The sequence below is a fragment of the Burkholderia sp. YHN3-13 genome, assembly GCF_055810675.1.
The window spans coordinates 63,046-89,414 of record NZ_JBVVNQ010000012.1; the positions used below are offsets into that span (position 1 = coordinate 63,046).

The 26,369-nt window shown below is 64.1% G+C and carries 27 protein-coding genes and 1 tRNA gene; 13 read left to right on the plus strand and 15 right to left on the minus strand.

Going from position 1 to position 26,369, the window contains the following annotated elements:
* Positions 1-12: 12 nt before the first annotated feature.
* Positions 13-780 carry a tRNA (guanosine(46)-N7)-methyltransferase TrmB gene (trmB, locus tag AC0KUR_RS24690; protein ID WP_473376529.1) on the minus strand — a complete coding sequence of 256 codons (768 nt, stop codon included), beginning with the start codon at positions 778-780 and terminating at the stop codon, positions 13-15.
* A 134-nt stretch (positions 781-914) separates the two neighbouring features.
* Positions 915-989, minus strand: a tRNA-Gly gene (locus AC0KUR_RS24695).
* Between the two features lie 419 nt (positions 990-1,408).
* Between AC0KUR_RS24695 and AC0KUR_RS24700 the strand changes: the two genes are divergently transcribed.
* Positions 1,409-4,306, plus strand: a complete 2,898-nt coding sequence (locus tag AC0KUR_RS24700) for a DEAD/DEAH box helicase (RefSeq protein ID WP_473376530.1) — start codon at positions 1,409-1,411, stop codon at positions 4,304-4,306.
* Between the two features lie 79 nt (positions 4,307-4,385).
* Positions 4,386-4,859: a hypothetical protein gene (locus AC0KUR_RS24705; RefSeq protein WP_473376531.1), complete on the plus strand. Its 474-nt coding sequence runs from the start codon at positions 4,386-4,388 to the stop codon at positions 4,857-4,859.
* A gap of 11 nt (positions 4,860-4,870) precedes the next feature.
* Here the strand turns inward: AC0KUR_RS24705 and AC0KUR_RS24710 are convergent, their stop codons facing one another.
* A complete protein-coding gene (locus tag AC0KUR_RS24710) occupies positions 4,871-5,623 on the minus strand; it encodes a toll/interleukin-1 receptor domain-containing protein (RefSeq protein ID WP_473376532.1) in 753 nt (250 codons plus the stop codon).
* A 480-nt stretch (positions 5,624-6,103) separates the two neighbouring features.
* Here AC0KUR_RS24710 and AC0KUR_RS24715 point away from each other — a divergent pair, with 480 nt between their 5' ends.
* Complete coding sequence (locus AC0KUR_RS24715; protein WP_473376561.1) at positions 6,104-6,415, plus strand: hypothetical protein; 312 nt, start codon at positions 6,104-6,106, stop codon at positions 6,413-6,415.
* Positions 6,416-6,463: 48 nt separating this feature from the next.
* Here the strand turns inward: AC0KUR_RS24715 and AC0KUR_RS24720 are convergent, their stop codons facing one another.
* From AC0KUR_RS24720 to AC0KUR_RS24730, 3 genes are all read right to left on the minus strand, one after another.
* Entirely contained in the window at positions 6,464-7,744 is a 1,281-nt protein-coding gene (locus AC0KUR_RS24720; RefSeq protein ID WP_473376533.1) for a hypothetical protein, read from the minus strand.
* Between the two features lie 177 nt (positions 7,745-7,921).
* On the minus strand, positions 7,922-8,878 hold the full coding sequence (locus AC0KUR_RS24725) for a retron St85 family RNA-directed DNA polymerase (RefSeq protein WP_473376534.1): 957 nt from the start codon (positions 8,876-8,878) through the stop codon (positions 7,922-7,924).
* Entirely contained in the window at positions 8,823-9,788 is a 966-nt protein-coding gene (locus tag AC0KUR_RS24730) for a retron St85 family effector protein (protein WP_473376535.1), read from the minus strand. The genes AC0KUR_RS24725 and AC0KUR_RS24730 overlap by 56 nt, the downstream gene beginning before the upstream one ends.
* Positions 9,789-10,495: 707 nt before the next feature.
* Between AC0KUR_RS24730 and AC0KUR_RS24735 the strand changes: the two genes are divergently transcribed.
* Together AC0KUR_RS24735 and AC0KUR_RS24740 are read left to right on the plus strand one after the other, a co-directional pair.
* Positions 10,496-10,840 (plus strand): cupin domain-containing protein, encoded by a 345-nt coding sequence (locus AC0KUR_RS24735; protein WP_034187308.1) that lies wholly within the window; start codon positions 10,496-10,498, stop codon positions 10,838-10,840.
* A gap of 341 nt (positions 10,841-11,181) precedes the next feature.
* Complete coding sequence (locus tag AC0KUR_RS24740) at positions 11,182-12,348, plus strand: mandelate racemase/muconate lactonizing enzyme family protein (protein ID WP_226227288.1); 1,167 nt, start codon at positions 11,182-11,184, stop codon at positions 12,346-12,348.
* 3 nt (positions 12,349-12,351) lie between these two features.
* On the opposite strand, the gene AC0KUR_RS24745 is transcribed toward AC0KUR_RS24740, so the two are convergent.
* From AC0KUR_RS24745 to AC0KUR_RS24755, 3 genes are all read right to left on the minus strand, one after another.
* Positions 12,352-12,978, minus strand: coding sequence for a LysE/ArgO family amino acid transporter (locus AC0KUR_RS24745; protein ID WP_473376536.1), 627 nt, complete (start codon positions 12,976-12,978; stop codon positions 12,352-12,354).
* Positions 12,979-13,086: 108 nt separating this feature from the next.
* Entirely contained in the window at positions 13,087-13,428 is a 342-nt protein-coding gene (locus tag AC0KUR_RS24750; RefSeq protein ID WP_473376537.1) for a DMT family transporter, read from the minus strand.
* A 122-nt stretch (positions 13,429-13,550) separates the two neighbouring features.
* The gene (locus AC0KUR_RS24755; protein ID WP_034187311.1) at positions 13,551-14,489 is read right to left on the minus strand and encodes a LysR substrate-binding domain-containing protein; all 939 of its coding nucleotides are present in this window, start codon (positions 14,487-14,489) and stop codon (positions 13,551-13,553) included.
* Positions 14,490-14,659: 170 nt separating this feature from the next.
* On the opposite strand from AC0KUR_RS24755, the gene AC0KUR_RS24760 reads away from it, so the two are divergent.
* From AC0KUR_RS24760 to scpB, 3 genes are all read left to right on the plus strand, one after another.
* Positions 14,660-15,982: an MFS transporter gene (locus AC0KUR_RS24760; protein ID WP_069706096.1), complete on the plus strand. Its 1,323-nt coding sequence runs from the start codon at positions 14,660-14,662 to the stop codon at positions 15,980-15,982.
* Between the two features lie 61 nt (positions 15,983-16,043).
* The gene (locus tag AC0KUR_RS24765; protein ID WP_059557175.1) at positions 16,044-17,267 is read left to right on the plus strand and encodes a CaiB/BaiF CoA transferase family protein; all 1,224 of its coding nucleotides are present in this window, start codon (positions 16,044-16,046) and stop codon (positions 17,265-17,267) included.
* Positions 17,264-18,073 (plus strand): methylmalonyl-CoA decarboxylase, encoded by an 810-nt coding sequence (gene scpB / locus AC0KUR_RS24770; RefSeq protein ID WP_034187314.1) that lies wholly within the window; start codon positions 17,264-17,266, stop codon positions 18,071-18,073. Before AC0KUR_RS24765 ends, scpB begins: the two co-directional genes overlap by 4 nt.
* A gap of 28 nt (positions 18,074-18,101) precedes the next feature.
* On the opposite strand, the gene AC0KUR_RS24775 is transcribed toward scpB, so the two are convergent.
* From AC0KUR_RS24775 to AC0KUR_RS24785, 3 genes are all read right to left on the minus strand, one after another.
* Positions 18,102-18,644: a chromate transporter gene (locus AC0KUR_RS24775; protein ID WP_034187315.1), complete on the minus strand. Its 543-nt coding sequence runs from the start codon at positions 18,642-18,644 to the stop codon at positions 18,102-18,104.
* The gene (locus AC0KUR_RS24780) at positions 18,641-19,282 is read right to left on the minus strand and encodes a chromate transporter (protein ID WP_473376538.1); all 642 of its coding nucleotides are present in this window, start codon (positions 19,280-19,282) and stop codon (positions 18,641-18,643) included. Before AC0KUR_RS24780 ends, AC0KUR_RS24775 begins: the two co-directional genes overlap by 4 nt.
* A gap of 112 nt (positions 19,283-19,394) precedes the next feature.
* On the minus strand, positions 19,395-20,150 hold the full coding sequence (locus AC0KUR_RS24785) for a DeoR/GlpR family DNA-binding transcription regulator (protein ID WP_473376539.1): 756 nt from the start codon (positions 20,148-20,150) through the stop codon (positions 19,395-19,397).
* Positions 20,151-20,231: 81 nt separating this feature from the next.
* Here AC0KUR_RS24785 and AC0KUR_RS24790 point away from each other — a divergent pair, with 81 nt between their 5' ends.
* The 3 genes from AC0KUR_RS24790 to AC0KUR_RS24800 all read left to right on the plus strand — a co-directional run bounded on the left by AC0KUR_RS24790 (position 20,232) and on the right by AC0KUR_RS24800 (position 22,252).
* Positions 20,232-20,831 carry an NUDIX domain-containing protein gene (locus AC0KUR_RS24790; protein ID WP_034187318.1) on the plus strand — a complete coding sequence of 200 codons (600 nt, stop codon included), beginning with the start codon at positions 20,232-20,234 and terminating at the stop codon, positions 20,829-20,831.
* A complete protein-coding gene (locus tag AC0KUR_RS24795) occupies positions 20,828-21,208 on the plus strand; it encodes a TIR domain-containing protein (RefSeq protein ID WP_034187319.1) in 381 nt (126 codons plus the stop codon). Before AC0KUR_RS24790 ends, AC0KUR_RS24795 begins: the two co-directional genes overlap by 4 nt.
* Before the next feature lie 183 nt (positions 21,209-21,391).
* Positions 21,392-22,252, plus strand: a complete 861-nt coding sequence (locus AC0KUR_RS24800) for an SIR2 family NAD-dependent protein deacylase (protein ID WP_034187320.1) — start codon at positions 21,392-21,394, stop codon at positions 22,250-22,252.
* Between the two features lie 37 nt (positions 22,253-22,289).
* Here the strand turns inward: AC0KUR_RS24800 and AC0KUR_RS24805 are convergent, their stop codons facing one another.
* Entirely contained in the window at positions 22,290-23,501 is a 1,212-nt protein-coding gene (locus AC0KUR_RS24805; protein WP_034187321.1) for a S53 family peptidase, read from the minus strand.
* Between the two features lie 409 nt (positions 23,502-23,910).
* Between AC0KUR_RS24805 and crcB the strand changes: the two genes are divergently transcribed.
* Both crcB and AC0KUR_RS24815 read left to right on the plus strand, forming a co-directional pair.
* Positions 23,911-24,297 (plus strand): fluoride efflux transporter CrcB, encoded by a 387-nt coding sequence (gene crcB, locus AC0KUR_RS24810; protein WP_034187322.1) that lies wholly within the window; start codon positions 23,911-23,913, stop codon positions 24,295-24,297.
* Positions 24,298-24,320: 23 nt separating this feature from the next.
* Positions 24,321-24,671, plus strand: coding sequence for a DUF190 domain-containing protein (locus tag AC0KUR_RS24815; RefSeq protein WP_034187323.1), 351 nt, complete (start codon positions 24,321-24,323; stop codon positions 24,669-24,671).
* 12 nt (positions 24,672-24,683) lie between these two features.
* On the opposite strand, the gene AC0KUR_RS24820 is transcribed toward AC0KUR_RS24815, so the two are convergent.
* A complete protein-coding gene (locus AC0KUR_RS24820) occupies positions 24,684-25,247 on the minus strand; it encodes a YggT family protein (protein ID WP_006488584.1) in 564 nt (187 codons plus the stop codon).
* 75 nt (positions 25,248-25,322) lie between these two features.
* Positions 25,323-26,252, minus strand: a complete 930-nt coding sequence (locus AC0KUR_RS24825; protein ID WP_473376540.1) for a Rossmann-like and DUF2520 domain-containing protein — start codon at positions 26,250-26,252, stop codon at positions 25,323-25,325.
* Positions 26,253-26,369: the final 117 nt, after the last annotated feature.

Sequence of the window (26,369 nt, forward strand, 5' to 3'; positions counted from 1 at the left end):
CGGAGCGGGGGCTTAACCGGCGCGCTTGCGGAACACCAGGTCCCACACGCCGTGGCCGAGCCGCAGCCCGCGCCGTTCGAACTTCGTCACCGGGCGGTAGTCGGGGCGCGGTGCGTAGTCGGCGGCCGTGTTCTCGAGCGTCGGCTCCGCGCCGAGTACGTCGAGCATTTGCTCCGCGTAGTTCTGCCAGTCGGTCGCGCAGTGAATGTAGGCGCCGGGCTTCAGGCGCGACGCGAGATGCGCGACGAGCGGCGGCTGGATCAGCCGGCGCTTGTGGTGGCGCGCCTTGTGCCACGGATCGGGAAAGAAGATGTGCACGCCGTCGAGGCTTTCCGGCGCGATCATGTGCTCGAGCACTTCGACCGCGTCGTGCTGGATGATGCGGATGTTCGGCAGGTCCTGCTCGCCGATCAGCTTCAGCAGCGCGCCGACGCCCGGCTCATGGACTTCGACGCCGAGGAAGTCGTCGCCCGGGCGGTGCGCGGCGATTTCCGCGGTCGACGCGCCCATCCCGAAGCCGATCTCGAGGATGCGCGGCGCGTTGCGGCCGAAGATCGCGTTCCAGTCGGGCAGTTCCGGCGCATACGGGACGACGAAGCGCGGGCCGAACTCGTCGAGCGCGCGGCGCTGGCCGGTCGACACGCGGCCGGCGCGCGTCACGAAGCTGCGGATGCGGCGGCGGTGCAGCGGATTGACGTCGTCGGCGCCGTCGGCGGCTTCGTCGGAAATGGCGTCGTCGTGCGGCGGCTGGCCGGCTTCGTTCGGATCGTCGTGCATCATCGGTGACAGAGAAAGGCTCGGTTGCGGGCGAGGGCCCGTTGTGCGCGGCAGTGCGCCGGGCGATCCGGCACATGGTACAAAAAAGCCGCCTTCGACGAGGCGGCTTTTGCGCAGGCTGCGATGCAGCCGAAAACTGGAGCGGGCGATGGGAATCGAACCCACGTCATCAGCTTGGGAAGCTGAGGTAATGGCCATTATACGACGCCCGCAGAACGCGCAATTCTACAGGGGTTTGGGTGGGGATGGCAAGCGAGAGGTTTGGGGCGGTGGCATCGAAACTGGCATGGCTCGATGCCGGGCGCTGGCATTGCCGAGAATGGTTGCCAATCGTCAAGGATCGGCCCAAAACGGTCTGTCAATGCAATTTGCTCGACTGATGGAATCAGCAAATAGCCGGGGCGATTCCGCCCCGGCCAGGGAGCAACGAGCCGGTAGCGCGCTTGCCGGCGAGCCGTCGTGTGAACTCCCTTGGCCAACCGGTCACGAAGTACTAAAAATTGCGCGTCGTGATTGGTTAGACTATAACCAAATGGCATTCGACCAAGCACAGACAATCGAATCTTGCAAAGACGCCCGAAGCGATGTCACTAGCAGACAGACTTCAGGAAAAACCACAAGAGAGACCATTATGAAGTTCGAGCTTCCGGCAAACCACGGGTTGTCGGTGAAATCTGTCGAATCGCTTGTCTTTCGTGACGACACTGAATATTCCCTTACAGACGTTCAATTTGCTGCGCTCGATGCTGGGGTCGGCCGCGGTGAAAGCGTATTGATCGTTTCTCCAACGTCTACCGGGAAGACGCAGGTCGCGCTTTGGGCCATCGCGCATGGATTGGAGAACAACTGCCGAACGGTGTACCTGCTGACGCATCGTGCTTTGGCAAGGCAGAAGTTCGAAGATTTTCGAGAACAGTTGATCGAGAGTCATCTGGACGGCGATCTTACGTCGTTGGTAATTGCAACGGGCGACTACGTTGAAACAGCCGACGGCAGCACACCCAAGAATCCTCTCGACGCGCCTCTGCTCGTCGCAACGTATGAGAAATATCTCGCGTTATTATCGGCGAATGGTGTGCCGTCTGATATGAGTTCCACGGTTGTTGTTTGCGACGAAATCCAACTCATCGGTGACGAGCATCGTGGGCAGAACGTCGAAGTGTTGCTCACGTTGCTTAAGAACGCCGGGTGGCGGCAGTTCGTCGGGCTTTCCGCTGTGCTTCAGGCGAATGATGCGCGAGATCTCGCTCATTGGCTCGGAGTGAAGTTGGTTTCAGCGGACCGTCGTGAAAAGCACTTGAGATATGAATGCTGGACCAATCAGGGGATATTTTCGGTGGAGACTAACTCCCCCGAAACGATCGTGCAGTCGACAGCGACGGGATCGAGCAGCCTCAATCCGCTGGATGTCTTAGCGGTGCTTCTACGGCACGAGCCGGCAGTCCGCCCGATCATCGTTTTCTGTACGAGCCGCAAGCAAACCTATGATTTCGCTGCTGCGTATTTCAAGTCGATAACCAAACCGATTGCAGGCCAATTGTCGCTTGCCTTTGATCAGCTTCCTGTTACTACAGCGAATTCATTGTTGGCGCAGTACTTGCCGCATCGGTTTGCTGTTCACAGCTCAGATCTGACCGAGGAAGAGCGCACCATTATCGAGCAACACCTGCTGAGCGGACAGCTTGACGTCGTCTTCGCCACGACAACATTGGCGGCCGGCGTTAATTTTCCGTTGGGTGCTGCGATCATTTTCTGGGAGCGATGGAATAACGAGCTGCGGGGGCGCGAGCCTATCTCTGCTGCCGAGTTTCATAACATGGCTGGGCGTGTGGGCAGAATGGGGTTCGACCATGACCACGGTCGAGTGATTTTCTTGGCTTCGAGTGATCAACAGATTCGAGCTTCTAAGCAATATCTGGACCTTGGTAGTTTGCCCCCTCTTCAGTCTCGGATAGGCCCTGGTGGATTTGATCAGCTTGCACTTCAGCTGGTTGCGTCGGGATTGTGCAAGTCGAGGGCGGAGGTCGATGTGCTCGTCAAATCCACGTGGAGCGGGCTCAGAGAGGAAGACAGGAACACCGCTGCGTTTTCTACGTGGTCGTCGCGCCTAGGGGAATCGATCGACTATCTAAAGCAGGAAGTGTTGCTGATCGAAGCGGCCTCTGGACGGCTCGTGGCGACACCGTTTGGAAAGGCAGTCGCTCACTCGGGATTGTTACCGGAGACCGGGGTAGCGCTCATGCGTCATCTGGTGCATCAGGTGGATACTCTTCCATCGTACCTGCCTGGTACTCAACGAACGGCTGACACTGACAAACTCGCGTTTCTCGTCACCTCGGCGTGTTTCAGTTCCCCGGAATTCAAGGGCGGACCACGCGAGACACGCACGAGACACCTGCCATATCAGCTTGAGGAACCGTACTTGATAGATGCGGACTCGTTCGGCATAGAACTTATGGAGCCCGTATGGCAAGCCGATCCAGCACCGGTCAACGCCGCCAAGATTACAGTGGACTGGATTAACGGCGCCGAACTTCGGGACATAGAAAATTCGCTAGATGCGCTTCGTGCAGGTAGCCTTCGCGACATGTTTCGGAACGTATGCTGGGTGTTGAGCGGTGTCGCCTCCATCGTCGAGGCTGTCACAGACGCCCGAACGCCAAATGCATTGCGGCCACCGTATCTCACGATTCCCAGTAATCAACTCGCGAGCCTTAGGAAGCTACCGCGATATTTTCGCCGATTGTCACTCAGAGTGGCAGAAGGGTTGCCGGACGACGTGTTGTGGATGACCTGGTTGAACAACCGCGACGCCGCGTTCAGATTAACGCGGGGAGAGATACTGGCGCTCAGACGTCACGGCTTCACCTCGTTAGATCAAATAATGCAGGGAACGCCCGAGGCCGACCAAGTGAGGCTAGCGGTATTCGACGCCATAAAGCCAACGCCCCACGCGAAGGCGAACTGGTTGCGCGATGCTTCGAGACAATGGAAGCAAGAGCAGCGTCGGCGAACAGCAGAGCGACACGCCACGCGCGCAAAGCGTTGCCCCCATGCACAACATGTCGAAACTTACTATACCTCGCGAGGTACTGAGTTTGAGGCCGCATTCGAAAGGGCTGTGCAGTTGCTCGGCATCAAGTTCCAGCGCCTGGATAACAAGACGGTAACGGGTGCCCCAGACTATCTTATCGAGCTAACGGATTCCCCTCCTCTTCTCCTTGAGTTGAAATCCAAGGCGAACGATAAGTTGGTTGATTACAACTCAGCGGTCGAGATTCTGGCTGCATCAGAAGTTCACGGATACAAGGAAACCTTCTGCGTAACACTTTGCCATCCCGGCGTTGACCCCAGCGTGCCGACGGTGATCAACGCGTGTGGCCGACTGGCGGTAGTAGAGAGCCATGACCTCGGTGAAGCCCTTCTCCGGCTTTGTGAAGGAAACCTTACGCAAGCTCAACTGTGGCAGTGGCTTGCAACACCCGGTCAGGCCAAGGCGGATGACCTTCCATTTAGGATCTACCCTTGATGAAGTCCGCGAATGAAGCGGTGTGCTCCCAAAGCACGTGAATCGTAATGCCATTGAGTGTCTTATGAGAAGGGAAAAGTTGATCGAAGCTTTCCGTGGAGCGCTTTCCTCGATCGTCGAGCCGCGTTTTTTCGAAACCGAGCGCGGTTTCCAAGGGGCGCTCATCACTGAGCTTCATCGGCGTGTACCGCTGACCGCAGGGACCGTGATAGAGCAAGAATACCAAAAGCGACTACTCATTCACGGTATATCGCAAAGGCCTGACATCGTCATCCATGAACCATTCGATCCGTCTCGCCATCGAGCACGAACAGACGGCAACCATGCAGTCTTGGAGATCAAGCGACGGTCCACTGAACGGCAAGCTATCTTGGACTTCGAAAAGCTGCAGGTTATGACTGAAGTTCTCAACTATCCGCTGGCGATGTTTGTCAACATTGATTCCGCCGAGACCTACGTGGAAGTGTCGCCACCTGAATTACGCGACCGTCTTATTTGCTTCGCGGTGTACAGAGGCGATACCGGAACGGAAATCAATGAGCGCCGAGCGTAGTCGGCATGATCTTACGCGCGGCCAAGCGAATGTTGCTTCTCCTGCTGCAGTTCGATCGCCTTCAACCTGATTCCTTCGGCGACGCTCGCCAGAGCTTCGTCCTGATCAGGCCAGGATTTTACCGCCTTCCCGTCTCGAGGAAGAGCAAGGAGATCCTTGAGAGCCGTGTGCTGCCATAGGCAGCTTCGCAGCACGACCGGTATAAGCGTTACTTCTCCGCGCGAATGCATGGCGAGCGCCTCGCCGAGTTCGACATCATGGCAATAGGCGGAGTTAATAAAATCAACGCTAATCAGAAACAACGCAATATCGGCTTTTCTCATCTGTGTGAGTATTTCGTGGTCGATATCGTCCCCTGCCTTAAGCTTCCGATCATGCCAAGCGTTTATGAGGCCAATGCGCTGCAGCGGAACGAGGTGCTTCAATAGCTCGTTCTTTAGTTGCTCGTCCGCATGCGAGTAGGACAGGAATAGCGTCAACGGACGAATTTCGGCATCTTGCGTAGGCTCAGGCGACTCAGGCTCCGTAAGAGGACCGGATAGGCCAATCAGTCCGCTGTGCCCCTGACCGACCTTCACCAGCTGCTGGTCGACAAGATTCCGTTTAACGCGCTGATATCTGTCGTCGTCCCAGCCAAGGGATTCGCGAAGCGTCTTGTTGGGAATCATGTCGCGATCTTCGTTCGTCAGGTCGCGCAATCGTGCCAAAAATCGATCGGCAAAGGTGCCGGGTTTCGCTTTCTTGGTCTTCTGCCGTGTGGCCATATGTGATGCTCTTGTCGGTCGGTCTCGTTCTGAATGTGTAGCGTTGTCGCGTGCGCCGGATTCTTCCTGTCGGCTTCACTGGTAACTGCTTGGCGAACTTCTCGCCGGTGTCTGTGGGTTCTCGGCGACTAGCTAGGGCACAAGTATATGCCGATCCAGCACCGGGAGATTCGGTTTCGTTGCCCGGCAGGGCCCTCTGAAGGATAGTCGTGGCATGAACGCCAATTTTTTCGACGACGGGTTCCGCCGGCGATCTTTCACCGATTGAGGTTGAGCGGCGCTACGCGCTAAATGGCTCGTGAGTGTCTATGAAACTCTGGCCGGTCCAAGGGGCGGAGGCGGGTGACGTGAAAACGGTCATGGTTGCTCGTCGGATTTCACGGTGTTCGCCGTCATGTCGGTCGTGATTGCTCGCTCGCCGTTGCCCTGAAGGGCGATCCGCTGGACGCTGGCCGCACTTTCAACGAATGGGGTGCGATCATGGTCGATCAGAAGCAGGGCGTAACGAGCAAGGACGAGAAAGCGAGCAAGCCGGTTGCCGTGGACCAGAAGCAGGCGACCCCGACGGCCAGCTCGACAGGAAGAAATTATCCCGCAGCGACGGCGGTACCGGCTATGCCGACGAAGATGGAACTGGCGACGGAAATTTACAAACGGATGCGAACCGTCAAGGACCTGACTCGCAAGGACATCATCGAAAAGTTCATCGCTGACGTGAAACTGACGAAAGCAGGCGCGAGCACGTACTACCAGATGATCAAGGACAAGCACGAACCGGTAAGCAAGAAATAGGTCTGCGCGCAGCGAATTGGCGAAAGTCTCGATGGCCCGGTTTCGAGTTCACCCTTTCTTTTGCTGGATCAAATGGATCAGCTTCTCGCGGTCTGCTTCCAGAATGGATCGAGCCGACATTGCGGGCCGGCGCCTAGCTCGATCAAGGAATGCTTCTGGCAGGAAGTAGTCCGATAGCGCGCCCATGCGTTTCGGCCCAAGGCGATTTCCCAACCACTCGGCAACATCGCTATCGAAGAAGGGGAAGTTCTTCTTCGATGGCCGATGTATGGCGATCGCCCTCAATTTCGTGGTGCTGATGATGTCTGATACGTCGCCATCGAAGCTGAGCACCTCAGCCACATAGAAGTCCACGTGAGGAGCCTGGTCAGGAGTGACGGAGGTCAAGGCATCCAGGGCGCGGGGAATGTACATGTCCCAAGCGCAGTTTCTGATCAGCGCTAGGGGATTGGCATGGTTTTGGATGGAATTGAGCTTTTTGGAAATTCTTGATCGGTTGCTGCGAAGCAGGATGTCACCGCAGACGATCAGCTCCCGTAGCATGATTGTGGACAGTTCTTCGTGCATGTAGGTGACCAACTGCGCCAGCTTGTGCTCCTTGGCCTTCTTGGAGCTCAGCTCGATGATCTGAGTCCGAATTAAAACGACCTCCATCAGATTGAGCTGGTCCTCCAGGGCGGCAAAGAGCCCGGCCTCCAGGTTCCGCTCGAATTCCGCAATCAGGCCGGTGGCGAAATTCTCCGCACTCTCACGGAACACTGCGCGGAAGCGCCGGCCCCATTCTGCACTTAGTTTGCTACCGGACGACGACAGCGCATGGATCGCCGCGACTGACCTTTTGCATTCGGCGACCGTCTCATCGTTCCAGGATCTGACCGACTCCCACAGATAGAGATAGGGGTTGAGTTGCTGCAGCCTTGGACCGATCTGGTTGATCAGATTTGCCCAATTCAACGCTTCCGGAGATAGATCATCCTTGTAGGCGATATTGCGAATATAGGTGGCCGCATTCGAGTCTAGAAACATGGCCGAGCCGCCGCGAAAGCCGATTGGTCCGGATTGCGAGACAAATGGCGCGTCCATCAACCATAGCGATTTCCCGCGGAATACAGACGTTGCAACGCCGGAGGCGCCTAGCGTCTGATCCAGCAACTTGATAGATCCGGCGTCGCTCTCCTCCGCAAAGATAATCTGCCATTCTTCCAATGCGGCCGCGTTTTTCTCGAACCGGCGGTGGGCTTCAAGTGCATGGGGAGCTGAACAGATCTCTTGCACCAGTTGCTGTTCGGAGAGTTGTTGGGATGGTGTTCGTTCGGGAGATTCGGACATTGGATAGGTCGAGAAGATGTGACGGAGACTCACCCGGTTTGAATCTCCCGTCCTGTGCCACCATGAAGCCTTGGCAGGCATTTGAACAATTCTATGAAACGTGGTCGGCATCCGGCGGGCGGCTTGGATGCTTCGACTCGCACGTATGAGCCTGGGCGGTGCGTTGCGTGACCGCACTCAAACAGGATTCAGGCTGGGGTGCCCGCGCAACTTAGCGATCTCCGCGTGATATCTAAACGATAGGCGGGTGAATAGGTCAGGATCGGCGTGTTCAATAAATGCTAGGTGTCCTCGCAGTTTTTCGTTCTCTGCGGGCTTCAACCGTCCGGTCGAGAATAGCTTCAGTAACATCCGAATGTGATCCCTGTAGTTCGCGTGGATGCCAACGTCCCCGTCGTTATTCACGCGCAATCCGGTGATGAGGGTCGTTCCTCCCTTACGGCTCATGAATCGAGTCTTCGCTTCGTTGATGGATAGCTTGGGGCTCGGCGTTGACGCCAGCAAGCCCCGCATCTCCGATAAGAATTCGTTGCACGCGCCCTTTTTATCCGTAGAGAACACGAAGTCATCCGCATACCGTGTGAGGACCGCTTGACCAAAGCGAACCGAGTCGCGCGATACCGCGGTCGCCAGAGCTGTATCCAACTCGAGCATGACGATGTTTGCAATTTTCGGCGACGTCATGTAGCCGACTGGCAGCCTGTCGACGCGATCGAAGCACGCGTTACGAACCACTACCTCGAAATCTTCGCCAGATGCCCATTCGGGAAGCAGCTCGCGTGACCTTGACAGCGCGAGCAGCAGATCGCGAGAGCGAATCGATGGGAAAAAATTCGATAAATCGATTCGGACGGAATAAAGGGACTTGCTGTGGGTTCGCGCGTTCTTGACGATCGAAGTTCCGGGTTCAAATGCAGTAGCAATGGGGCTTACCGGTGCGTTAGACAGAACACGAGAATCCAGCCAACTCAATACAAGCTTAAGTTCGGAAGCGGGCTGAATCATTACCCGCTCGCCGCCAGTGCGTTTGGGGATCTTGATTTTCCTGAATCGAACGTGAGCTAGTCGCAGAGCGCTTTCAAGCAGCGATTGCGGGACCGATAGCTCGTTCGACATGCGTTCCACGATGTTCATCGGCAAATCGCTTTGGGTTTGTTTGGAGGTGGTATCGTCGAAACGTTGCCATCAGCGCGTTTGTATCTGCTGCGTATTGCAGGAATGGCGTAGTTGTAGTTGCTCGAAATACCCAGTCGATGCCTACCTGATTGCTAACAATAAGTCTCGCCTCGCGAAGAATGCCAAGCAGGCTTTTCGCCATGTCGAAGCTTTTTTTTCCGAACGCAGTGATGAGGACGTCAATGAGCTCGGCGTGGGTGACGGGACCGACGAACAAAACGAGATCATGGATGAAATAGAGGCTCAGTTTGCTAGCAGACAGGTCCCCGATGTCCGAACTTGTGGGCGTCCCGACTGAAACCGGTCTGGCGTCAACTGCTGCTTTGAGATCGTTGAAGATTGCGCCGATCCCATCGGTCTTCGATAGGCCGTCGGCACCCATCGGATACCAAAGTATCGGTGATTTGCATTCCGTTGCTGCAGCAAGCGGGCCGGTGTCTATGAATGATCCGTTTCCGCGAAACTGCGAGTCGTTAACTATGATTAATTTTTCTCTCAGCGTTTGGTGGGCAAAGGCGCCCAGTTCGCAGAAGGCGCTCGGGCTTTCAAGAACAATGAGGATCCGATCTGCGATTGCCGAGATTTCGTGCTCAAGGTCCAGCGCATTCTTACCGTGGCCGACCTTAGCCAACTCATTGAACACGCCCTCGGCGTAGACCACCCGATAATCGGCCGAAATGCTTTCGACGAAGCGTTTAATTGCCTGTCGCCTTGGGGAGGGTACCCCCGGACTGCGGTTCGCTCCGCAGAGAAACAAGAGGCGGTTCGCACGTGACAGAGATGGATGGCGAACGCCCAATCGCGCGGCGAATTTCGCCAACTGCTTGCTTATCGCACTGTTCTTGTGTTTTAAGTCGCGCACGAGCATGCCTACTAGAGCGTCGATGGGAGCCGTTTTGGCCCGCCGTCGACTGACGGCGGGACGGAACGGCTCCCATCGCCAGAGAGGTAAAAAATCAAGGCGGATTGCGACCCGCAACCCGGTTCAATACATCCGAACAAATGCTAGGCAGAGAAATTATTGCCGAACCATTTTGCGCATGCAAGCAATAAATGCTTTTCCTTGTCGCGCTAACGATGCGTGGACGAGAGCTGGCTATATCGTCAGCTTCTTGAGATTGGTGCTGGCGTGAAAACTGGCGTCGCAGTGAACCCTGCATGGACAGTGGTTCTTCGTGGAGCCGGGAGAAATCGTGACGGGAAAACGCGCGTGAATAGTGGTTTTGATTAACGCGCTGGGCTTGGGAAGCTGAGGTAATGGCCATTATACGACGCCCGCAGAACGTGTAGTTCTACAAGGTTTGGCAACGACGTGGCAAGTGAGGTCGTTCGGGGGCTGGCAAACGGCTTTGCGTACCCCGCCGGGGGACTATCTCGGTGTGGCGTCTGCGCGAGCAGATCGACCGTGACGTGAGGCGGTTCCGTGGCACCCAGACCGGACGAAACCCGCCGGCGGCGTGCCTCTACCAGCCGATGTCGAAAATGGACGAGTCGGTGTCGGACGCATACAAGCCCGGGCAAGGCTTTCGAACTAACGTGACAGGTCTCTTACACGATCGTCAGTCTGGAGCCGACATGTCCGATTTCATCACCGTTCTGCGCAAAACCTGCCCGACGCCTGTCCTTGATGCGACCAAGTGGAAGCGCATCGGCGGCGATCCGCACACCGTGAACCTCAACGCGTACGTCTCGAAGGACGGCAGCAAGATCATGGGCACCTGGATCTGCACGCCGGGCAAGTTCGAGGTGAACTACGAGAAGTGGGAGTACTGTCACTTCCTCGATGGGTACTGCATCATCACGCCGGAAGGGGAGGAGTCGGTGCACCTGAAGGCCGGCGACGTGTTCGTGATCGAACCCGGCATGAAAGGGACGTGGGAAGTGGTGGAGACGGTGCGCAAGTACTTCGTCTTCGCCTGAGCGGGCGGTCGATTCGGCCCGGCCCACGCATACCGTCATCGCCCTGTATCCTCGCGGCTCACCAAGCCGCGAGGAGCAAACGAGGACTCCGGCTCAATCAATGAATGCCGATCCGGTCCGGAAATAGCGCGCCGAGCGTGGCAAAAGGCTCGGAGCGTTCTGCTATTCGGCTGCAACCCGTGACGAATGCGACGCGCGGTTGTCCGGCGATTACGCGACGACGATCGCCGCCGGTCCTGCACGCTGTCACGCAAACCCCTAAGATGCAGCGATCCGCCCATCGATTCCGCTGCAGCGCATGAACCATCCGCCTGCGCCGGACGTCTCTCCGGAGCCCGACCATGCGCATCACCGCCATCCACGAGCGCGCGATTCCCGTGTCGCGTTATGCCGATCCCGCGATTCCGTCCGGCGGCCTGACGACGAGCGCCGTCGCGGTCGTGACCGACGTCGTGCGCGACGGCCGCCCGGTGACGGGCTACGGCTACGCATCGATCGGCCGCTTCGCGCAGGGCGGTTTGATCCGCGAACGGTTCGCGCCGCGCCTGCTGGCCGCCGCCGATACGCTCGCCGATGACACCGGCACGAACCTCGACCCGTTCCGTGCATGGCGCGCGATGATGGCCGGCGAAAAGCCCGGCGGCCACGGCGAACGTTGCGTCGCGGTCGGCACGCTCGACATGGCGATCTGGGACGCCGCCGCGAAAATTGCCGACCTGCCGCTCAGTCGTTTTCTCGCCGACCGGCTCGAACGCACGGCGGCAACCCGCGTGCGCGTGTATGCCGGCGGCGGCTACCGCTATCCGCATGACGATCTCGCGCGCCTGTCGGACGAGATGCGTCGTTTCGCCGATCTCGGCTACACGCATGCGAAGATCAAGATCGGCGGCGCGGATCTCGACCAGGATCGACGCCGCATTGAAGTCGCCGCCGCGCACCTCGCGGGCAGTTCGCATCTCGCGGTCGACGCGATGAATACGTATGACGCCACGACGGTCGGCGCGGCCGCCGAGATGCTCGCACCGTTCGATCTCTGGTGGTTCGAGGACGTGTGCGACCCGCTCGACCTGCCGCTTCAGGCGGACCTCGCCGCACGATACGCCCCGCCGATCGCGGCCGGCGAAGCGCTGTTCTCGCTCGCGGAAGCGAAGCTGCTCGAGCGCTATGGCGGTTTGCGCCGCGATCGCGACGTGCTCGTGTTCGATCCCGTGCACGGCTACGGGCTGCCGGGCTATCTGCAGATCGTCGATCACTTCGTGTCGCGCGGCTGGCGGCGCGATGCGTTCTGGCCGCACGGCGGCCATCTGTTCTCGCTGCACGTCGTCGCGGCGCTCGGTCTCGGCGGCGCGGAAGTCAGCCCGTTCGCGTTCCATCCGTTCAGCGGATTGGCCGACGGCGAAACCGTCGACGCCGGATACGCACGCGTGCCGCAGGCGCCCGGTATCGGTTTCGAACTGCATGCCAACGCGCACGATACATTCCGCGCGATCCCGGTATCCGGTCGCTGAAACCTAAAGCGCATCGATCGCGAACCGAATCGCGAAGCCGAGCATCATCACCGCGACGAAGCCGTCGAGCACACGCCACGCGAGCGTGCGAGCGAACCAGGCACGGCACGCGCGTGCGCCATAGGCAAGCATCAGGAACCAGACGAGCGAAGCGGTCATCGCACCGATCGCGAACGGCGCGCGTGCGGACGGCGCATGACTCACGATCACGGTGCCGAGCAGCAGCACGGTATCGATCCACGCATACGGATTGAGCAGCGAAACGGCGGCGGTGGCGAGCACCGTGCTTGACCGCGTGGGTTCGGTGGCCGAGCGTGGACCCGTGACGTGTTCCGGCTGTCGTCGCCGGATCGCCGAGCGCAACGCGAGCAGGCCGTAACCGGCTAGATACGCGATGCCGGCCCACAGCGCGGCCGACACGACGCCGGGATGGCGCGACGGCAACGAAGACAACCCGCGCGCGCCGAGCGCGATCAGCAACGCGTCGCTGCCTGCGCAGACGAGGGCGATGGAGAGCAGGTGAGGGCTCGAGAGCGAGCGCTTGATGACGAAGGCGTCCTTGGGGCCGACCGACGTGAACAGGCCGGCGCCAAGCAGCAGGCCTTCGAGGAAGGCAGAGGTGTCGAGCACGAGCGGGCCGACAACCTCTTAAGCTGAACCGGTGATGGTTACGATGTGAGCAACGTTAAGGGGGGCCGGGGGGTGTTGTCAATGCCGCGCCGGGCGCCTGCGCGCCGATCACCGCGCCGCTGCATCGCCGAGGTTGAGCGCGACGAGCGCGCAGACGGTCAGCGCGAGGCCGGCGAGCTTCAGCGACGACACCCACTCGTCGAAGCAGACGATGCCGATCACGGCGGTGGCCGCGGTGCTGGCGGCGGCCCAGCTCGCGTACGCGAGCCCCAGTTCGAGCCGCTTCGTCGCGAGCGCCATCAGCCATACGGCGCAGGCATAGCAGGCGATCGTGAGCGCGGACGGCAGCGGGCGGGAAAAACCGGCCGAAAATTTCAGGCCGACGGAGCCGAGCACTTCGGCGAGAACACTGACGCCCAGCAGAAGCCAGGCAGACTGGAATGGGGACACGAACGGCCTCCTTACCCCGACGCTTATACCGAGCGGCGAGGAGAAGCGGAGGTGTCAGCGGTCCCCCCATGAAAGGAGCTTGGTACGCGCGATGGAGCCGCACTAAGCAAGCGCAGCACGGGTCACGTGCGATCGCTGCGATCGTTATTGCCGGCCGCCCACTCCGGCCGCTGCCCGAGTGTGTCGAACAGCCGGACGATCTCGCCCTTGACCTTCTGCACCGCGTTGCTGACGAGCGCCGTATCGTGCCAGCACAGCGACAGGTCGCGCGCGAACAGCCGGTGCGCGACCGTCGACAGCTTGAGCTTGCGTTCCTCGATCTCGACGTGCGCGGCCGTCCACGGCAGGATCGTCACGCCGAGCTGCGCCATCACGGCCGCGAACAGCAGCCCGGTCGAACTCGCCTCGAAGCTGATCTCGTACGACAGCCCGGCCTCGCGCATTGCCCAGTCGACGCGGTTGCGGATCGTGTTCGGCGCGCTCGGCAGCACGAGCGGCATCCGCGCGATCGCGTCGAGCGGCACCGGATCGTCCGGCACCTGGAATTCGGGCCACGTGATCAGGTACAGCGTCTCCGTCAGCAGCCGGTGGACCGCGATGCCGCGCGTGTCGACCGCATCGACGACGATCGCGAGATCGAGCCGCGCGCGTTCGAGCAGCGTGTCGAGATCGGCGCTCGGCGCCTCGATCAGCTCCAGCATGATGCCCGGGTAGCGGTCGCGCACCGCGCGGGCGAGCGGAATGGCCAGCACGCGCGCGGTGCTCGACGGCATGCCGACCGTCACGCGGCCCTGCGGCGTGTCGGCGTCGCGGCGCAGCAGCTCGCGCGTGCCGTCGGCCTGGCGCAGCAGGTCGAGCGCGTGCTGATACAGCGTGCGGCCGGCGGCGGTCGGCGCGACGCCGCGCACGCTCCGCTCGAGCAGCTGCATCCCGAGATCCTGTTCCAGATTGCGCATCTGCTGGCTCACCGCCGGCTGTGCGACGTGCAGCGCCTCGCTCGCATGCGTGACGTTGCCGCATTCGACGACCTTCACGAAATAGCGCAACTGTCTCAAGTCCATCGCCGCCGTCTCCCGGTTCGAGTCATAAGCCAATCCGATCGAGCAAGATGAATATCATATTTTTCCGCGATCGATCGGGTTTCTATACTCGTCTCACAAAAGAGCCCGACTGCCGGCCATTCCGGACCGGACGCGGCGAACGTGCCGGCCCTGCCGGCAAGGAGACGAAGATGTTCAAGGCGATCGACGCGCCGGCGGCCGGCGCGAAGCCGCGGCGCACGCCGCTCACGCGCGAGCAGGTGAAGGGCTTCTGGGCCGTCTACGCGGGCTGGGTGCTCGACGGCGTGGATTCGGTGATCTACGCGCTCGTGCTGATTCCCGCGCTGACCGAACTGCTGCCGGCGTCCGGCATCGCGGCGACGCCCGCGAATCTGGGGATGTACGGGTCGATCCTGTTCGCGCTGTTCCTGATCGGCTGGGGGCTGTCGTTCGTCTGGGGGCCGCTCGCCGACCGCTTCGGCCGCGTGCGCACGCTCGCCGCGAGCATCCTGATCTACTCGGTGTTCACGGGCGCGGCCGCGTTCGTGCACGACGTATGGGCGCTGGCCGCGTGCCGGCTGATCGCCGGGATCGGCGTCGGCGGCGAGTGGGCGCTCGCGGGCACCTACGTGGCCGAGAGCTGGCCGGAAGACCGTCGCAAGATGGGCGCCGGTTACCTGCAGACGGGCTACTACTTCGGCTTCTTCATCGCCGCCTGCCTGAACTACACGATCGGCGCGACCTACGGCTGGCGCGCGATGTTCCTGTGCGGTCTGGCGCCCGCATTGCTCGCGGTGTTCACGGTGATGCGCGTGAAGGAGCCCGGGCAGTGGCGTCGGCACGACACGCGCGACGGCGACGTGGCCGACGCGCGGCGCGCGCACCCGCTGCGCGAGATCTTCGCGCCGGCGTTCCTGCGCCGCACGCTGACGAGCGCGAGCCTCGTCGGCGTCGCGATCGTCGGGCTGTGGGCCGGTTCCGTCTACGAGGCGAGCGCGGTCAGCACGCTGGCGGCGCGCGCGGGCATCGATCATGTCGGCGCGCTGCGGCTCGCGTCCGTTGGTGCGGCGATCCTGTCGTGCGCGACGATCGCCGGCTGCCTGGTCGCACCGTGGCTGTCGGAGCGGCTCGGCCGACGCACCGCGCTCGGCGTGTATTTCGCGGGAATGGCGGCCTCGATCGTGTTCGCGTTCGGCTGGGCGTTCTACCAGCCGAACGGGCTGGCGGCGTTCATGGTGTCGCTCGCGTTCCTCGGTTTCTTCGGCGGCAACTTCGCGATCTTCTCGTTGTGGCTGCCCGAGCAGTACCCGACGCGCGTGCGCGCCACCGCGTTCGCGTTCAACGCGTCGGTCGGCCGCTTCATCGGCGCGGGCGTGAACTTCCTGCTCGGCGCCGCGATTCACGGCTACGGGTCGCTCGGCGTGCCCGTCGCGTGGACGGCGGCCGCGTTCGGACTCGGCATCCTGATCCTGCCGTTCGCGGTCGAAACGCGGCATCAGACGCTGCCCGAATGAGCGCCACACGCGCGTCGTTCGCTTCCACGCCACACCCAGTCATCAATATCAGGAGTCCGGAATGCAGGCATTGAAGGGAATCAAGGTCGTCGATCTGAGTCGCGCGCTGTCGGGGCCATTCTGCTCGATGGTGCTCGCCGATCTCGGCGCCGACGTGATCAAGGTCGAGTCGGGGCCGCACGGCGACATGAGCCGCGCATGGGGGCCGTTCGATCGCGGCGTGAGCACGTACTACCTGTCCTGCAACCGCAACAAGCGCGGTATCTGCGTGGACTTCCGGCAGCCAGCGGGCCTCGACGTCGTGCGGCGGCTGATCGCGCAGGCCGACGTCGTGATCGAGAATTTCAAGGCCGGCACGATGGATGCGATGGGGCTCGGCTACGCGGCGCTGAGCGCGCATGATCCGCGGCTCGTGATGGGCAGCGTCACCGCGTTCGGCCCGCGCGGCCCGCTGCGCGACTGGCCGGGCTTCGACCAGATCGCGCAGGGTTATGCCGGGCTGATGAGCCTCACCGGGTTCGCGGACGGCGAGCCGACCCGCACGGGTACCGCGATCGGCGATCTTAGCTCGGGAATGTGGGTCGCGACCGGCGTGATGGCCGCACTGTTCGAGCGCGAGCGCACCGGTCGCGGCCAGCATGTCGGCACGTCGCTGCTCGAAAGCCTCGTTGCGCTGCTGAGCGTGCACGGGCAACGCTACCTGAGTCTCGGCGACGTGCCGCGCCGCACCGGCAATGCGCATGCGGTGATCGCGCCGTACGGCGTGTTCGAGACCGCCGACGGGCCGCTCAACCTCGCGCCGATCACGACCGACATGTGGCTGCGGCTGTGCCAGTTGCTGGAGCTGCCCGAGCTGTCGGACGATCCGCGCTTCGCGACCAACGATGCACGCGTCGCGCATCGCGACGAACTCAAGGTGTTGCTCGAAAGCCGGCTGCGCACGCGCGGCAAGCGCGAATGGACGCGGCGTTTCGTCGAAGCCGGGTTGCCGGCCGGGCCGATCAACACGCTCGACGAAGTGTTCGACGATCCGCAGCTCGCGCATTGCGGGCTGGTCGAGCCGGTTGCGCATCCGACGCTCGGCACGCTGCGCCAGGTCGTCACGCCGCTCGGCGGGATGGGCGACGACCTGCCCGCGCCGCGCACGCGCCACGCGCCGCCGCTGCTCGGCGAGCATACGGTCGACGTGCTGCGCGAAGCGGGCTACGGCGACGACGCGATCGACCAACTGCTGGCCGGGCGTGCGATCTTCCAGGCGGAAGCCGTGGCGGAGGCCGTGCAATGACCGCCATGACGAAACACGACAGCGCGTCGACCGTGACGGTCGACATGGTCGGCGAGCGGATCGCGCGCGTGCGGTTCGCGAATCCGGCGCGGCGGCATGCGCTCGACGCACCGTTGCTCGATGCGCTGGTCGCGCACCTCGATGCGCTGGCCGGGCATCGTCCGCCGCCCGTCGTGATCCTGTCGAACGACGGCAGCGGCGACGTGTGGAGCGCGGGGCACGACCTGCGCGAACTGGCGGACGATCGCGATCCGCTCGCCTACGGCAAGCCGCTCGAACGCGCGCTGCGGCGCGTGCGGACCTATCCGGGCGCGGTGGTCGCGGCGGTCGCCGGGTCGGCGTGGGGCGGGGCCGTCGATCTCGTGATGAGCTGCGACCTCGTCGTCGCGGCGCGCGACGCGCGTTTCGCGATGACGCCGGCGAACCTCGGCCTGCCGTACTCGACGAGCGGCCTGCTGCGTTTTTACGACAACCTGCCGATTCACGTGCTGAAGGAAATGTTCTTCTGCGCGCAGCCGCTCGATGCGGCGCGCGCCGCGCATCACGGGCTCGTGAACCGGCTGGCCGAAGCCGGTGGTGTCGACGACGCGGCGCTCGACGTCGCGCGCACGATTGCCGCGAAGGCGCCGCTTGCCGTGCATGCGGTGAAGGAGCAGTTGCGCGTGCTGCAGGACGCGCGGCCGCTGCCTGCCGACGCATTCGAACGGATTGCCGAGTTGCGCCGGCAAGCGTGCGAAGGCGCCGACTTCGACGAAGGGTTGCGTGCGTTTGGCGAGCGCCGAGCGCCGCGGTTTCGCGGCGTCTAGGCGGGTTCGGTCGCGCTGCGGCGGTGCGCTACATGCCGCCGAGCGCGTGCACGCCGACGAGCAGCAACGCGCCGAGCGCGATCAGCAGCAGGGCGTGAATGCGCGTGTAGATCACGCACAGCGTCGACGCCACCGCGATCGCGCGCGCGGCCCAGCCGCCGTCGAGCGCCTGCAGCAGCACCCAGACCGATGCGAGGATCATGCCGGCCGCGACCGGGCGCAGGCCGGCTTCGAGCGCGATCTGCCAGCGCTTGCCCTGGTGCCGCCGCCACAGATGCGCGACGCCGTAGATCAGGAACGCGGTCGGGCCGAACAGCGCAAGCGTCGCGATCACCGCGCCCCAGAAGCCCGCGACCTGCCAGCCGATCAGCGTCGCCAGCAGCGAGCCGGGGCCCGGCGCCATCCGCGCGATCGCGAAGTCGTTCACGAATTGCGTGGCGGTCATCCAGTGATGCACGTCGACGACCTGCCGCTGGATGTCGGCGATGATCGCCTGGCCGCCGCCGATCGTCGCGATCGACAACGGCGCGAATACGCCGAACAGGGCCGCATAACGGGGCGACACGGTCATCGCGTATCGTTCCCGGCCGGTGCCGGTGCCGGTGCCGGTGCCGGTGCCGGTGCCGCGGCCGCGCGGCGGTATTCGAGCGCGACGCTCAGCGTGCCGCCGATCAGCACGGTCCACACGAGCGGCCAGTGCAGCACCGCAACCGACACGAACGTGAGCGCCGTTACCACGAACGGCAGTGCGCGACGCGGCAGCCGCCGCACGGCGGTGACGGCCATCGAGATCGACAGTCCGATCGCCGCGGCTGCGGCGCCGGCGAGCGCGACATGCGTGAGCGGGAAGCGCGTGAGGGTCGAGAACGCGACGCCGAACAGCACGATCAGCACGGCCGGCGGCGCGATGATGCCGGTGAAGCCGGCCACCGCGCCGCGCCATCCGGCGAGGCGGTAGCCGATCCAGATCGCGAGGTTCTTCACGTTGACGCCCGGCAACGCCTGCGACAGCGCGAGGCCGTTGAGGAACGCCTCTTCGTCGAGCCAGCGCCGCTCGTGGACGAAGTCGCGCATCATCCGCCCGCTCAGTCCGCCGCCGAAGCTGGTCAGGCCGATCTGCGTGAACGCGACGAACAGCGCGAGGAGGCCGGGCGGCGGTGCGTCGCCTGCGGGCGGCGCCGGGGAAGTCGTGGCGGTGGACGGGGGCATCGGGCGGGTAGCGCGTGGCGATCGGACGATCGCCCATGTTACAAGCGGCGCCTGTCAGCAGGCTGACATGGGCCCGGCGCCGGTGCGACGGCATCCGCAACGATCCGACGCGCTACGCGCGCACGACCGTCACGCCAGCCGCCTCGATCGGTTTCGTCAGCGCGGTGTCGGTTTCCTGCTCGACGACGACCGTCTGCGCCAGCGTGATCTCGCCGATCACGAACTGCGACGCCGCGCGCAATTTCGACTGCGACGCGAGCACGATGGTCTCGGCCGCGCGTTCCGCCAGCGCGCGCTTGATCGCCGCTTCCTCGAAATCGCCGGTGCTCAGCCCCGCGACCGGATGGACGCCCGTGACGCCCATGAAGTACAGGTCCGCGTGGATGCGTGCGATGCCTTCCATCGCCGCCGCGCCGACCGCGACGATCGAATGCTTGTAGAGCCGCCCGCCGATCAGGATCACGTCGATCGACGGATGCGCGGCCAGCGCGACCGCGACGCTCGGGCTGTGCGTGACGATCGTCGCGCGCAGGTCGGCCGGCAACTGGCCGACGAGCAGCGCGGAGGTCGTGCCGCCGTCGATGATCGCGACCTGGCCGGGCGCGATCATCTCCGCGGCCCGCCGCGCGATGCGCCGCTTTTCCGCCGTCTCGAGCGCCTCGCGCTGCGCGAACGGCGCGACGGCCGGCGACGCCGGCAGCGCGCCGCCATGCACGCGCTGCAGCAGGCCTTCGGCCGCGAGCTCGCGCAGGTCGCGGCGCACCGTGTCTTCGGACACGCCGAATTGCGCGCTCAGCTCGACGGCCAGCACCTGGCCGTCGCGCGCGAGCGCATCGAGGATCGCCTTCTTGCGTTGGGTCGTCAGCATCGTGATTGCACGAAAATTCTTGAAATTGCACGAAACTGCACGTTACCATGGGCGCCGTCTTTTGTCGAACGGGAGGCTGCAATGGCTGCAACGCATGACCGGGTGCGCATCGTCGATACGACGGTGCTGTCCGATGACTGGTATGTGCTCAGGAAGGTGACCTTCGATTTCCGGCGCCGCGACGGAACGTGGCAGCGCCTGAGCCGCGAGACCTACGATCGCGGCAACGGCGCGACGATCCTGCTGCGCCATGCCGGCACGGGCGACGTGCTGCTGACGCGGCAGTTCCGGATGCCGGCGTTCGTGAGCGGCCACGACGGCATGCTGCTCGAAGCGGCGGCCGGCCTGCTCGACGACGAAACACCCGAAGCGCGCATCCGCGCGGAGGCCGAGGAGGAGACCGGCTATCGCGTGCGCGGCGTGCGCAAGGTGTTCGAGGCGTTCATGAGCCCCGGCTCCGTGACGGAGAAGCTGCATTTCTTCGTCGGCGAATACGATGCGTCGCTGCGCACCGGCGACGGCGGCGGCGTCGCGGAGGAGGGCGAGGATCTCGAAGTCGTCGAGATGCCGCTGCAGGCGGCGCTGGACGCGGTCGAGCGCGGCGAGATCGTCGACGCGAAGACGATCATGCTGCTGCAGTACGTCGCGCTGCGGGAAACCGCCGGCGCGCGCGCCGCATGACGCCGCGGCTCGTGCTGGTCGCCGGCCCCTACCGCAGCGGCACCGACGGCGACCCCGCGCGCATCGCCGCGAACCTGCACCGGCTGGAGACGGCGGCACTCGCCGTGTATCGCCGCGGGCATGTGCCGATGATCGGCGAGTGGGTATCGCTGCCGCTCGCGGTCGCGGCCGGGTCGCGGCAGGTCGGCGACGCGATCAGCGAGACGTTCCTGTATCCGGCCGCGCACCGGCTGTTGCGACGTTGCGATGCGGTGCTGCGGATCGACGGCGCATCGCGCGGAGCGGACATGGATGTCGGCCTTGCACGGCAGCTCGGCAAGCCGGTCTATTTCTCGGCCGACGCGATCCCGGTCGAGCAGGACGATTCGGATCGCTGAGCGGGCAGCGCGGCGCCGGGCCGACGGTTCGCGGGCGGCCTCGCCGTAGCGGCTGCTGTCCGCATGGGGGCGGCCGGACGAGCGCGGCATCGCGCCGCTGTATCGCGCTGGCGTCGCGACGCTCGAACGGGCGTATGATCGCGTCGCCACCCGCGCAACGTTCGACGTTACCGCCTCCCCATCATGCCGTTCTCCGATTCCGTTGATTCCGCCGCCGCGCAACTGCCCGCCGATCTCGTCGCCGCCGCCGTCGATGCGCTCGCACGCGCCGACGCGTTGCTCGTGACGGCCGGCGCGGGTATCGGCGTCGATTCGGGGCTGCCCGATTTTCGTGGCACGGACGGCTTCTGGCGCGCATATCCGGCGCTGCGTCACGCGCGTCTCGAATTCCACGAGATTGCGTCGCCGCACGCATTTCGCGCGCGTGCGCCGCTCGCGTGGGGATTCTACGGGCACCGTCTGGCGCTCTATCGCGCGACGGTGCCGCATGCGGGCTTCGCGATCCTGCGCCGCTGGATCGACGCGATGCCGAACGGCGGCTTCGTGCTGACGAGCAACGTCGACGGCCAGTTCCAGAAAGCCGGCTTCGATCCGGCGCGCATCGTCGAGATTCACGGGTCGATTCACGCGATGCAGTGCCTGCGGCCGTGCACGGACGATACGTGGGAGGCGGCGCCGTTCGTGCCGGATGTCGACGAGGCGACGTGCCGCCTGATCGGCGACATGCCGGGCTGTCCGCATTGCGGCGGCCTCGCGCGGCCGAACATCCTGATGTTCGGCGATACCGGCTGGCTCGGTGCGCGCTACGACGCGCAGGAACGCGGGCTGGAAGACTGGATCGCGCAGGCCGGGCGCGTCGCCGTGGTCGAGATCGGCGCGGGCACCGCGATTCCGACCGTGCGGCTGCTGAGCGAACGGCTCGGTGCGGACGTGATCCGCATCAACGCGCGCGAAGCGCAGGCGCGCCGTTCCGACGTGATCGGGCTGGAAGGCGGTGCGCTTGCGACGTTGACCACGCTCGATCGCGCGTGGCGCGGCGGCTGAGCACCTCGCCACGGGCCGAGCGGCGCCGATCGCGCCGTTACGGCCGGGCGACGAGCGCCTGCACGAGGGCCGGCGCGACGGGCGAACCGAGGCCGGTGACGTAGTCGTAGCCGCCGGCCGCGCTGCAGACGCTGCCGCAAGTGCCGTTGGACCCGGTCGTCACGTCGTGAAAGGCGCTGCCATACGCGTTCTTGCCGACCGTATAAAGCGCATCGTAGGTGCCGCTCAACGACCGCTTGCCGGCCGCCATACGCAGCGAATTCGCGATCGCGACGAGCGCCGACCATTGCGGCGCGCCCGCGCTCGTGCCGCCGACCTGGAACCAGCCGGCCTGCCCCTGATAGGCGACCGAGTCGTACACCGCGAAGCCGCTGGACGGATTCGCGTCGTAGCTGACGTCGGGCACGCCGCGCTTGCCGGCCACCGGAATCGGCCATGCCGTCTGGCCGGCCGGCTCGGCCTCGGTGGTGCTCACGCCGCCGCCGCTGCCGCTCCACGCCGCTTCGCCGACGTAGTTGCCGGCGCTGTCGGACGACAGCGTCGTGCCGCCGACCGACACCACGTACGGCGACGCGGCCGGGTATTCGGTCCCGGTGCCGCTGTCGCCGGACGACGCGACGAACGTGACGCCCGCGACGCTGAAGTGGCCGTCGAAGCTGGTCTCGCTGCTGAACTCGTTGCCGCCGAAACTCATCGATACGACCGACGCCCCGCGCTTGACGGCCACGTCGACCGCGGCCAGGAGGTCGCTGAAGCTGGCCGACGCGGCCTCGACGAGCATGATCTTCGCCTTCGGCGCGATCGCATGCACCCATTCGACGTCGAGCGAGATCTCGAGCGCCCAGCCCGAATCGGTCTTCGGCCGTGCGCCATGCGCGTACACCTTGGTGAAACAGCCGTTCGACGACGTGCAGGCCGGCAGCGAGAACGCGTTGCTGAACACGCCGAGGTCCGACTCGATCTTCGGATCGTCGTATGCGTCGACGATCGCGACGACCATCCCGTCGCCCTGGTTCGCGATCGAGTCGAACCCGTATGCGTGCCGCGTGAGCGCGGGCGTGAGGCCCGCGATCGTGGCCGTGCTCGCGCGCTGCTTCGTGTGGAACGGCGGCCGCGCGAATCCTTTCGGCGCGCGGTTGCCTTCGACGTAGGACTGCGGCCCGTTGCCGTCGGCGAGCACGCCGCCCGATGCGAGCAGCGACGCGCACAGCGCCGGAATCAACATGGATGACAGGCGGATCTTGTTCATTTCTCGAGTCTCCATGTCGATGGAGTGGCGTGGCGAAACAATTTTACGAAATCGACGAAATCAATTGAATCGAATATCGGCCGGATGCGGGAATGCCTGATGAGGGTAAATCCGTGGAATGCCCGTATAAGCAGACGTTTGCCGGGTCGACGGGGGAAATGAATTGTCTTTTTGTCTTTTAAAAATCCGATAAATAATCATCGTATTAAAACGAATTTGTCATGCCGGATTGAATTGTTCGGAAATATCGATTACGTCGCGCTGGCGAAAATAACGGAAGGCCTCGAACAGCCGCGGCACGATCGGGCGCGTACCGGCCCGCCTGCCGGCATTGCCGCCGTCGCGCGATTCCGCATACAGTTCAGCGTGGGCCGTGTCCGCCGCGCGGCGTCGTCAGTGAGGAGTGGCCTTGTTCTATTCGATCGTCGCGATCTTCGTCGGCGCCGGGCTCGGCGCGCTGCTGCGCTGGTTCCTGAGCCTCGCGCTCAACGCACTCTTTCCGGCCGTGCCGCTCGGCACGCTCGCGTCGAACCTGATCGGCGGCTACGTGATCGGCGTGGCCGCCGTCGTGTTCACGGCGCGCGTCGGGCTGCCGCCCGAGTGGCGGCTGTTTGTGATCACGGGTTTCCTCGGCGGCCTCACGACGTTCTCGACCTATTCGGTCGAAGTGATGACGCATGCGCTCGAGGGCGAATTCGGATGGGCATTGGCGGTGGCTGCCCTACACTTGACTGGATCGTTCGCGCTGACGGCGCTCGGCATGTGGACCGCGCGCGCGTGGCTTGCGGCGGCCTGAGCCGGCCGCCATCGGAGGGTGCGATGGACCGCGTCTTCTTGCGCTTTTACGTGCACGAGCAGCACCGGCTGCACTGGAAACCGCTGTGGGAATGGCTGCTGGAGGAGGCGAACCGGATGGGCGTCGCGGGCGGGTCCGCGTTTCGCGCGATGGCCGGCTTCGGCCAGCATCGCGTGCTGCACGAGGACCGCTTCTTCGAACTGCAAGGTTCGCTCGCGATCGAGGTCGAATTCATCGTCACCGAGGACGAGGCGCAGCGGTTGCTCGAGCGGCTGTCGCACGAGAAAGTACGCGTGTGCTACGCGATGATGCCGGCGCGCTTCGGCGTGATCGACACGCTCGGCGCACCGCCGGCGCAGGGGCCGGCGGCGTAGGGTGGCGTCGACTCAGATACCGAACATCGTCAGCGACACGGCGGCGCGCGTGACGATCATCAGCAGCACCTGCACGATCACGAACAACAGGATCGGCGACAGGTCGATGCCGCCGAGGTTCGGGATCACGCGGCGCAGCGGGTTCAGGAACGGCGCGGTGAGCTGGTAGAGGATCGGCATCGCCGGCGAGCGCGGGTTGAGCCACGACAGCAGCGCCATCAGGATCGTCATCCAGATCACGAGATTGAGCGCCCACTTCACGACGGTGAGCAGCGCGACCACGACGAGCGTCGCGATCACCGCGGCCGGATCGAAGCCGGCCATCACGACCATCAGCACGACGTAGACGAGCGCGGTGAGCAGCGCGGCGACGACGCTGGCCCAGTCGATGCCGCGCACGCCGGCGATCACGCGGCGCAGCGGCAGCACGAGCCAGTTGGTCGCCTGCAGCACGGCCTGCGTGACGGGGTTGTACGGCGGCACGCGGACGGCCTGCATCCAGACGCGCAGGATCAGCGCGGCGCCGAACAGCGTGAAGACGGTATTGAGCAGAAAACGGGCGATCTCGCCGAACATCGTTGGCATCCTTTTTATACAGTCAGTAGCGTGCGGCCGCCAACGCCGGTTGGCGGCGCATCGGCCGACACCTTATCACGCCTCGTCGCGCGACGGGGAGGGGGGCGCGGCCGTGCGCGCGAGCGACGTTTCGACGGCTTCGGCCAGCGCCGGCAGCGACGCCGGCGGGGCGGCACGCTTCGCCGCGAGCGCGACCGCGCGGCGCGTCAGCAGCGCATACAGCGCCGCGTGATCGCCGCCGCGCGCCTCGAGCAGCGCGAGCTGGCGTTCGACGATACCCGTATCGCCGCGCGACACCGGGCCGGCCAGCGCGTTGGCGAGCCCCTTGTCGCGGGCGGTCTCGATCGTGCCGGCGAGCATCGGCAGCAGCGCGCGCAGCGCGGCATCCTCGTCGAAGCCGAGGCCGCGCCACAGCTCGACCGCTTCCGACAGCCCGCACAGCGCGAAGCTCGCCGCGTAGTGCGCGGCCGCGTGGTAGAGCATCCGGCCGCCGGCCGGAATCGACAGCGGATGGCAGCCGAGTACGGCAGCAAGCCGCAGCAGCGTCGCATGCAGCGCGCCGTCGGCTTCGATCGTGACCGAGCAGCCGTCGATGCGCGCGAGGTCGGCATCGGTGCCGCCGAACAGGTAGAGCGGATGAAAGCCGCCGGTGGCCACGCCTTGCTGCTTCGCCGGATCGAGCAGCGCAACCGCCGACGCGCCGCTGCAGTGGACGACTGCCTGGCCGGCGGCGCGCGACGCGTCGAAGCGCAGCGCCGCGGCGGTCGGTGCGAGATGGTCGTCGGGCACCGTCACGAAGATCAGGTCGGCGGCATCGGCAACCTGCTGCGGCGTATCGACTGCCCGGCACCCGTCGATGCGCGCGGCGAGGTCGGCCGCCGACGCGGGCGTGCGGCTCGCGATCGCGACGACGGGGAAGCCGGCTTGCGCGAAGCGCTGCGCGACGCAGCGCGCGAGGCGGCCGGCACCGATGAAGCCGAGGCGGGGGATGTCGGGAAGCGGCATGGCGGCGGACGTAAGCAAAAACGAAGCAACCGCCAGTATCGCAGGAATGTCGGTGGCGCTGCGCAAGGGCGGCTGCCGTGCCATGGCAGGTATTCATGACCGGTGTGCGGCCCGGTC

Coding starts and splice junctions, on each gene's coding strand:
- trmB (WP_473376529.1), bottom strand. CDS start 780: ATGATGCACGACGATCCGAACGAAGCCGGCCAGCCGCCGCACGACGAC.
- AC0KUR_RS24700 (WP_473376530.1), top strand. CDS start 1,409: ATGAAGTTCGAGCTTCCGGCAAACCACGGGTTGTCGGTGAAATCTGTC.
- AC0KUR_RS24710 (WP_473376532.1), bottom strand. CDS start 5,623: ATGGCCACACGGCAGAAGACCAAGAAAGCGAAACCCGGCACCTTTGCC.
- AC0KUR_RS24715 (WP_473376561.1), top strand. CDS start 6,104: ATGGTCGATCAGAAGCAGGGCGTAACGAGCAAGGACGAGAAAGCGAGC.
- AC0KUR_RS24720 (WP_473376533.1), bottom strand. CDS start 7,744: ATGTCCGAATCTCCCGAACGAACACCATCCCAACAACTCTCCGAACAG.
- AC0KUR_RS24725 (WP_473376534.1), bottom strand. CDS start 8,878: ATGAACATCGTGGAACGCATGTCGAACGAGCTATCGGTCCCGCAATCG.
- AC0KUR_RS24730 (WP_473376535.1), bottom strand. CDS start 9,788: ATGCTCGTGCGCGACTTAAAACACAAGAACAGTGCGATAAGCAAGCAG.
- AC0KUR_RS24735 (WP_034187308.1), top strand. CDS start 10,496: ATGTCCGATTTCATCACCGTTCTGCGCAAAACCTGCCCGACGCCTGTC.
- AC0KUR_RS24740 (WP_226227288.1), top strand. CDS start 11,182: ATGCGCATCACCGCCATCCACGAGCGCGCGATTCCCGTGTCGCGTTAT.
- AC0KUR_RS24755 (WP_034187311.1), bottom strand. CDS start 14,489: ATGGACTTGAGACAGTTGCGCTATTTCGTGAAGGTCGTCGAATGCGGC.
- AC0KUR_RS24760 (WP_069706096.1), top strand. CDS start 14,660: ATGTTCAAGGCGATCGACGCGCCGGCGGCCGGCGCGAAGCCGCGGCGC.
- AC0KUR_RS24765 (WP_059557175.1), top strand. CDS start 16,044: ATGCAGGCATTGAAGGGAATCAAGGTCGTCGATCTGAGTCGCGCGCTG.
- scpB (WP_034187314.1), top strand. CDS start 17,264: ATGACCGCCATGACGAAACACGACAGCGCGTCGACCGTGACGGTCGAC.
- AC0KUR_RS24775 (WP_034187315.1), bottom strand. CDS start 18,644: ATGACCGTGTCGCCCCGTTATGCGGCCCTGTTCGGCGTATTCGCGCCG.
- AC0KUR_RS24780 (WP_473376538.1), bottom strand. CDS start 19,282: ATGCCCCCGTCCACCGCCACGACTTCCCCGGCGCCGCCCGCAGGCGAC.
- AC0KUR_RS24785 (WP_473376539.1), bottom strand. CDS start 20,150: ATGCTGACGACCCAACGCAAGAAGGCGATCCTCGATGCGCTCGCGCGC.
- AC0KUR_RS24790 (WP_034187318.1), top strand. CDS start 20,232: ATGGCTGCAACGCATGACCGGGTGCGCATCGTCGATACGACGGTGCTG.
- AC0KUR_RS24795 (WP_034187319.1), top strand. CDS start 20,828: ATGACGCCGCGGCTCGTGCTGGTCGCCGGCCCCTACCGCAGCGGCACC.
- AC0KUR_RS24800 (WP_034187320.1), top strand. CDS start 21,392: ATGCCGTTCTCCGATTCCGTTGATTCCGCCGCCGCGCAACTGCCCGCC.
- AC0KUR_RS24805 (WP_034187321.1), bottom strand. CDS start 23,501: ATGAACAAGATCCGCCTGTCATCCATGTTGATTCCGGCGCTGTGCGCG.
- AC0KUR_RS24815 (WP_034187323.1), top strand. CDS start 24,321: ATGGACCGCGTCTTCTTGCGCTTTTACGTGCACGAGCAGCACCGGCTG.
- AC0KUR_RS24820 (WP_006488584.1), bottom strand. CDS start 25,247: ATGTTCGGCGAGATCGCCCGTTTTCTGCTCAATACCGTCTTCACGCTG.
- AC0KUR_RS24825 (WP_473376540.1), bottom strand. CDS start 26,252: ATGCCGCTTCCCGACATCCCCCGCCTCGGCTTCATCGGTGCCGGCCGC.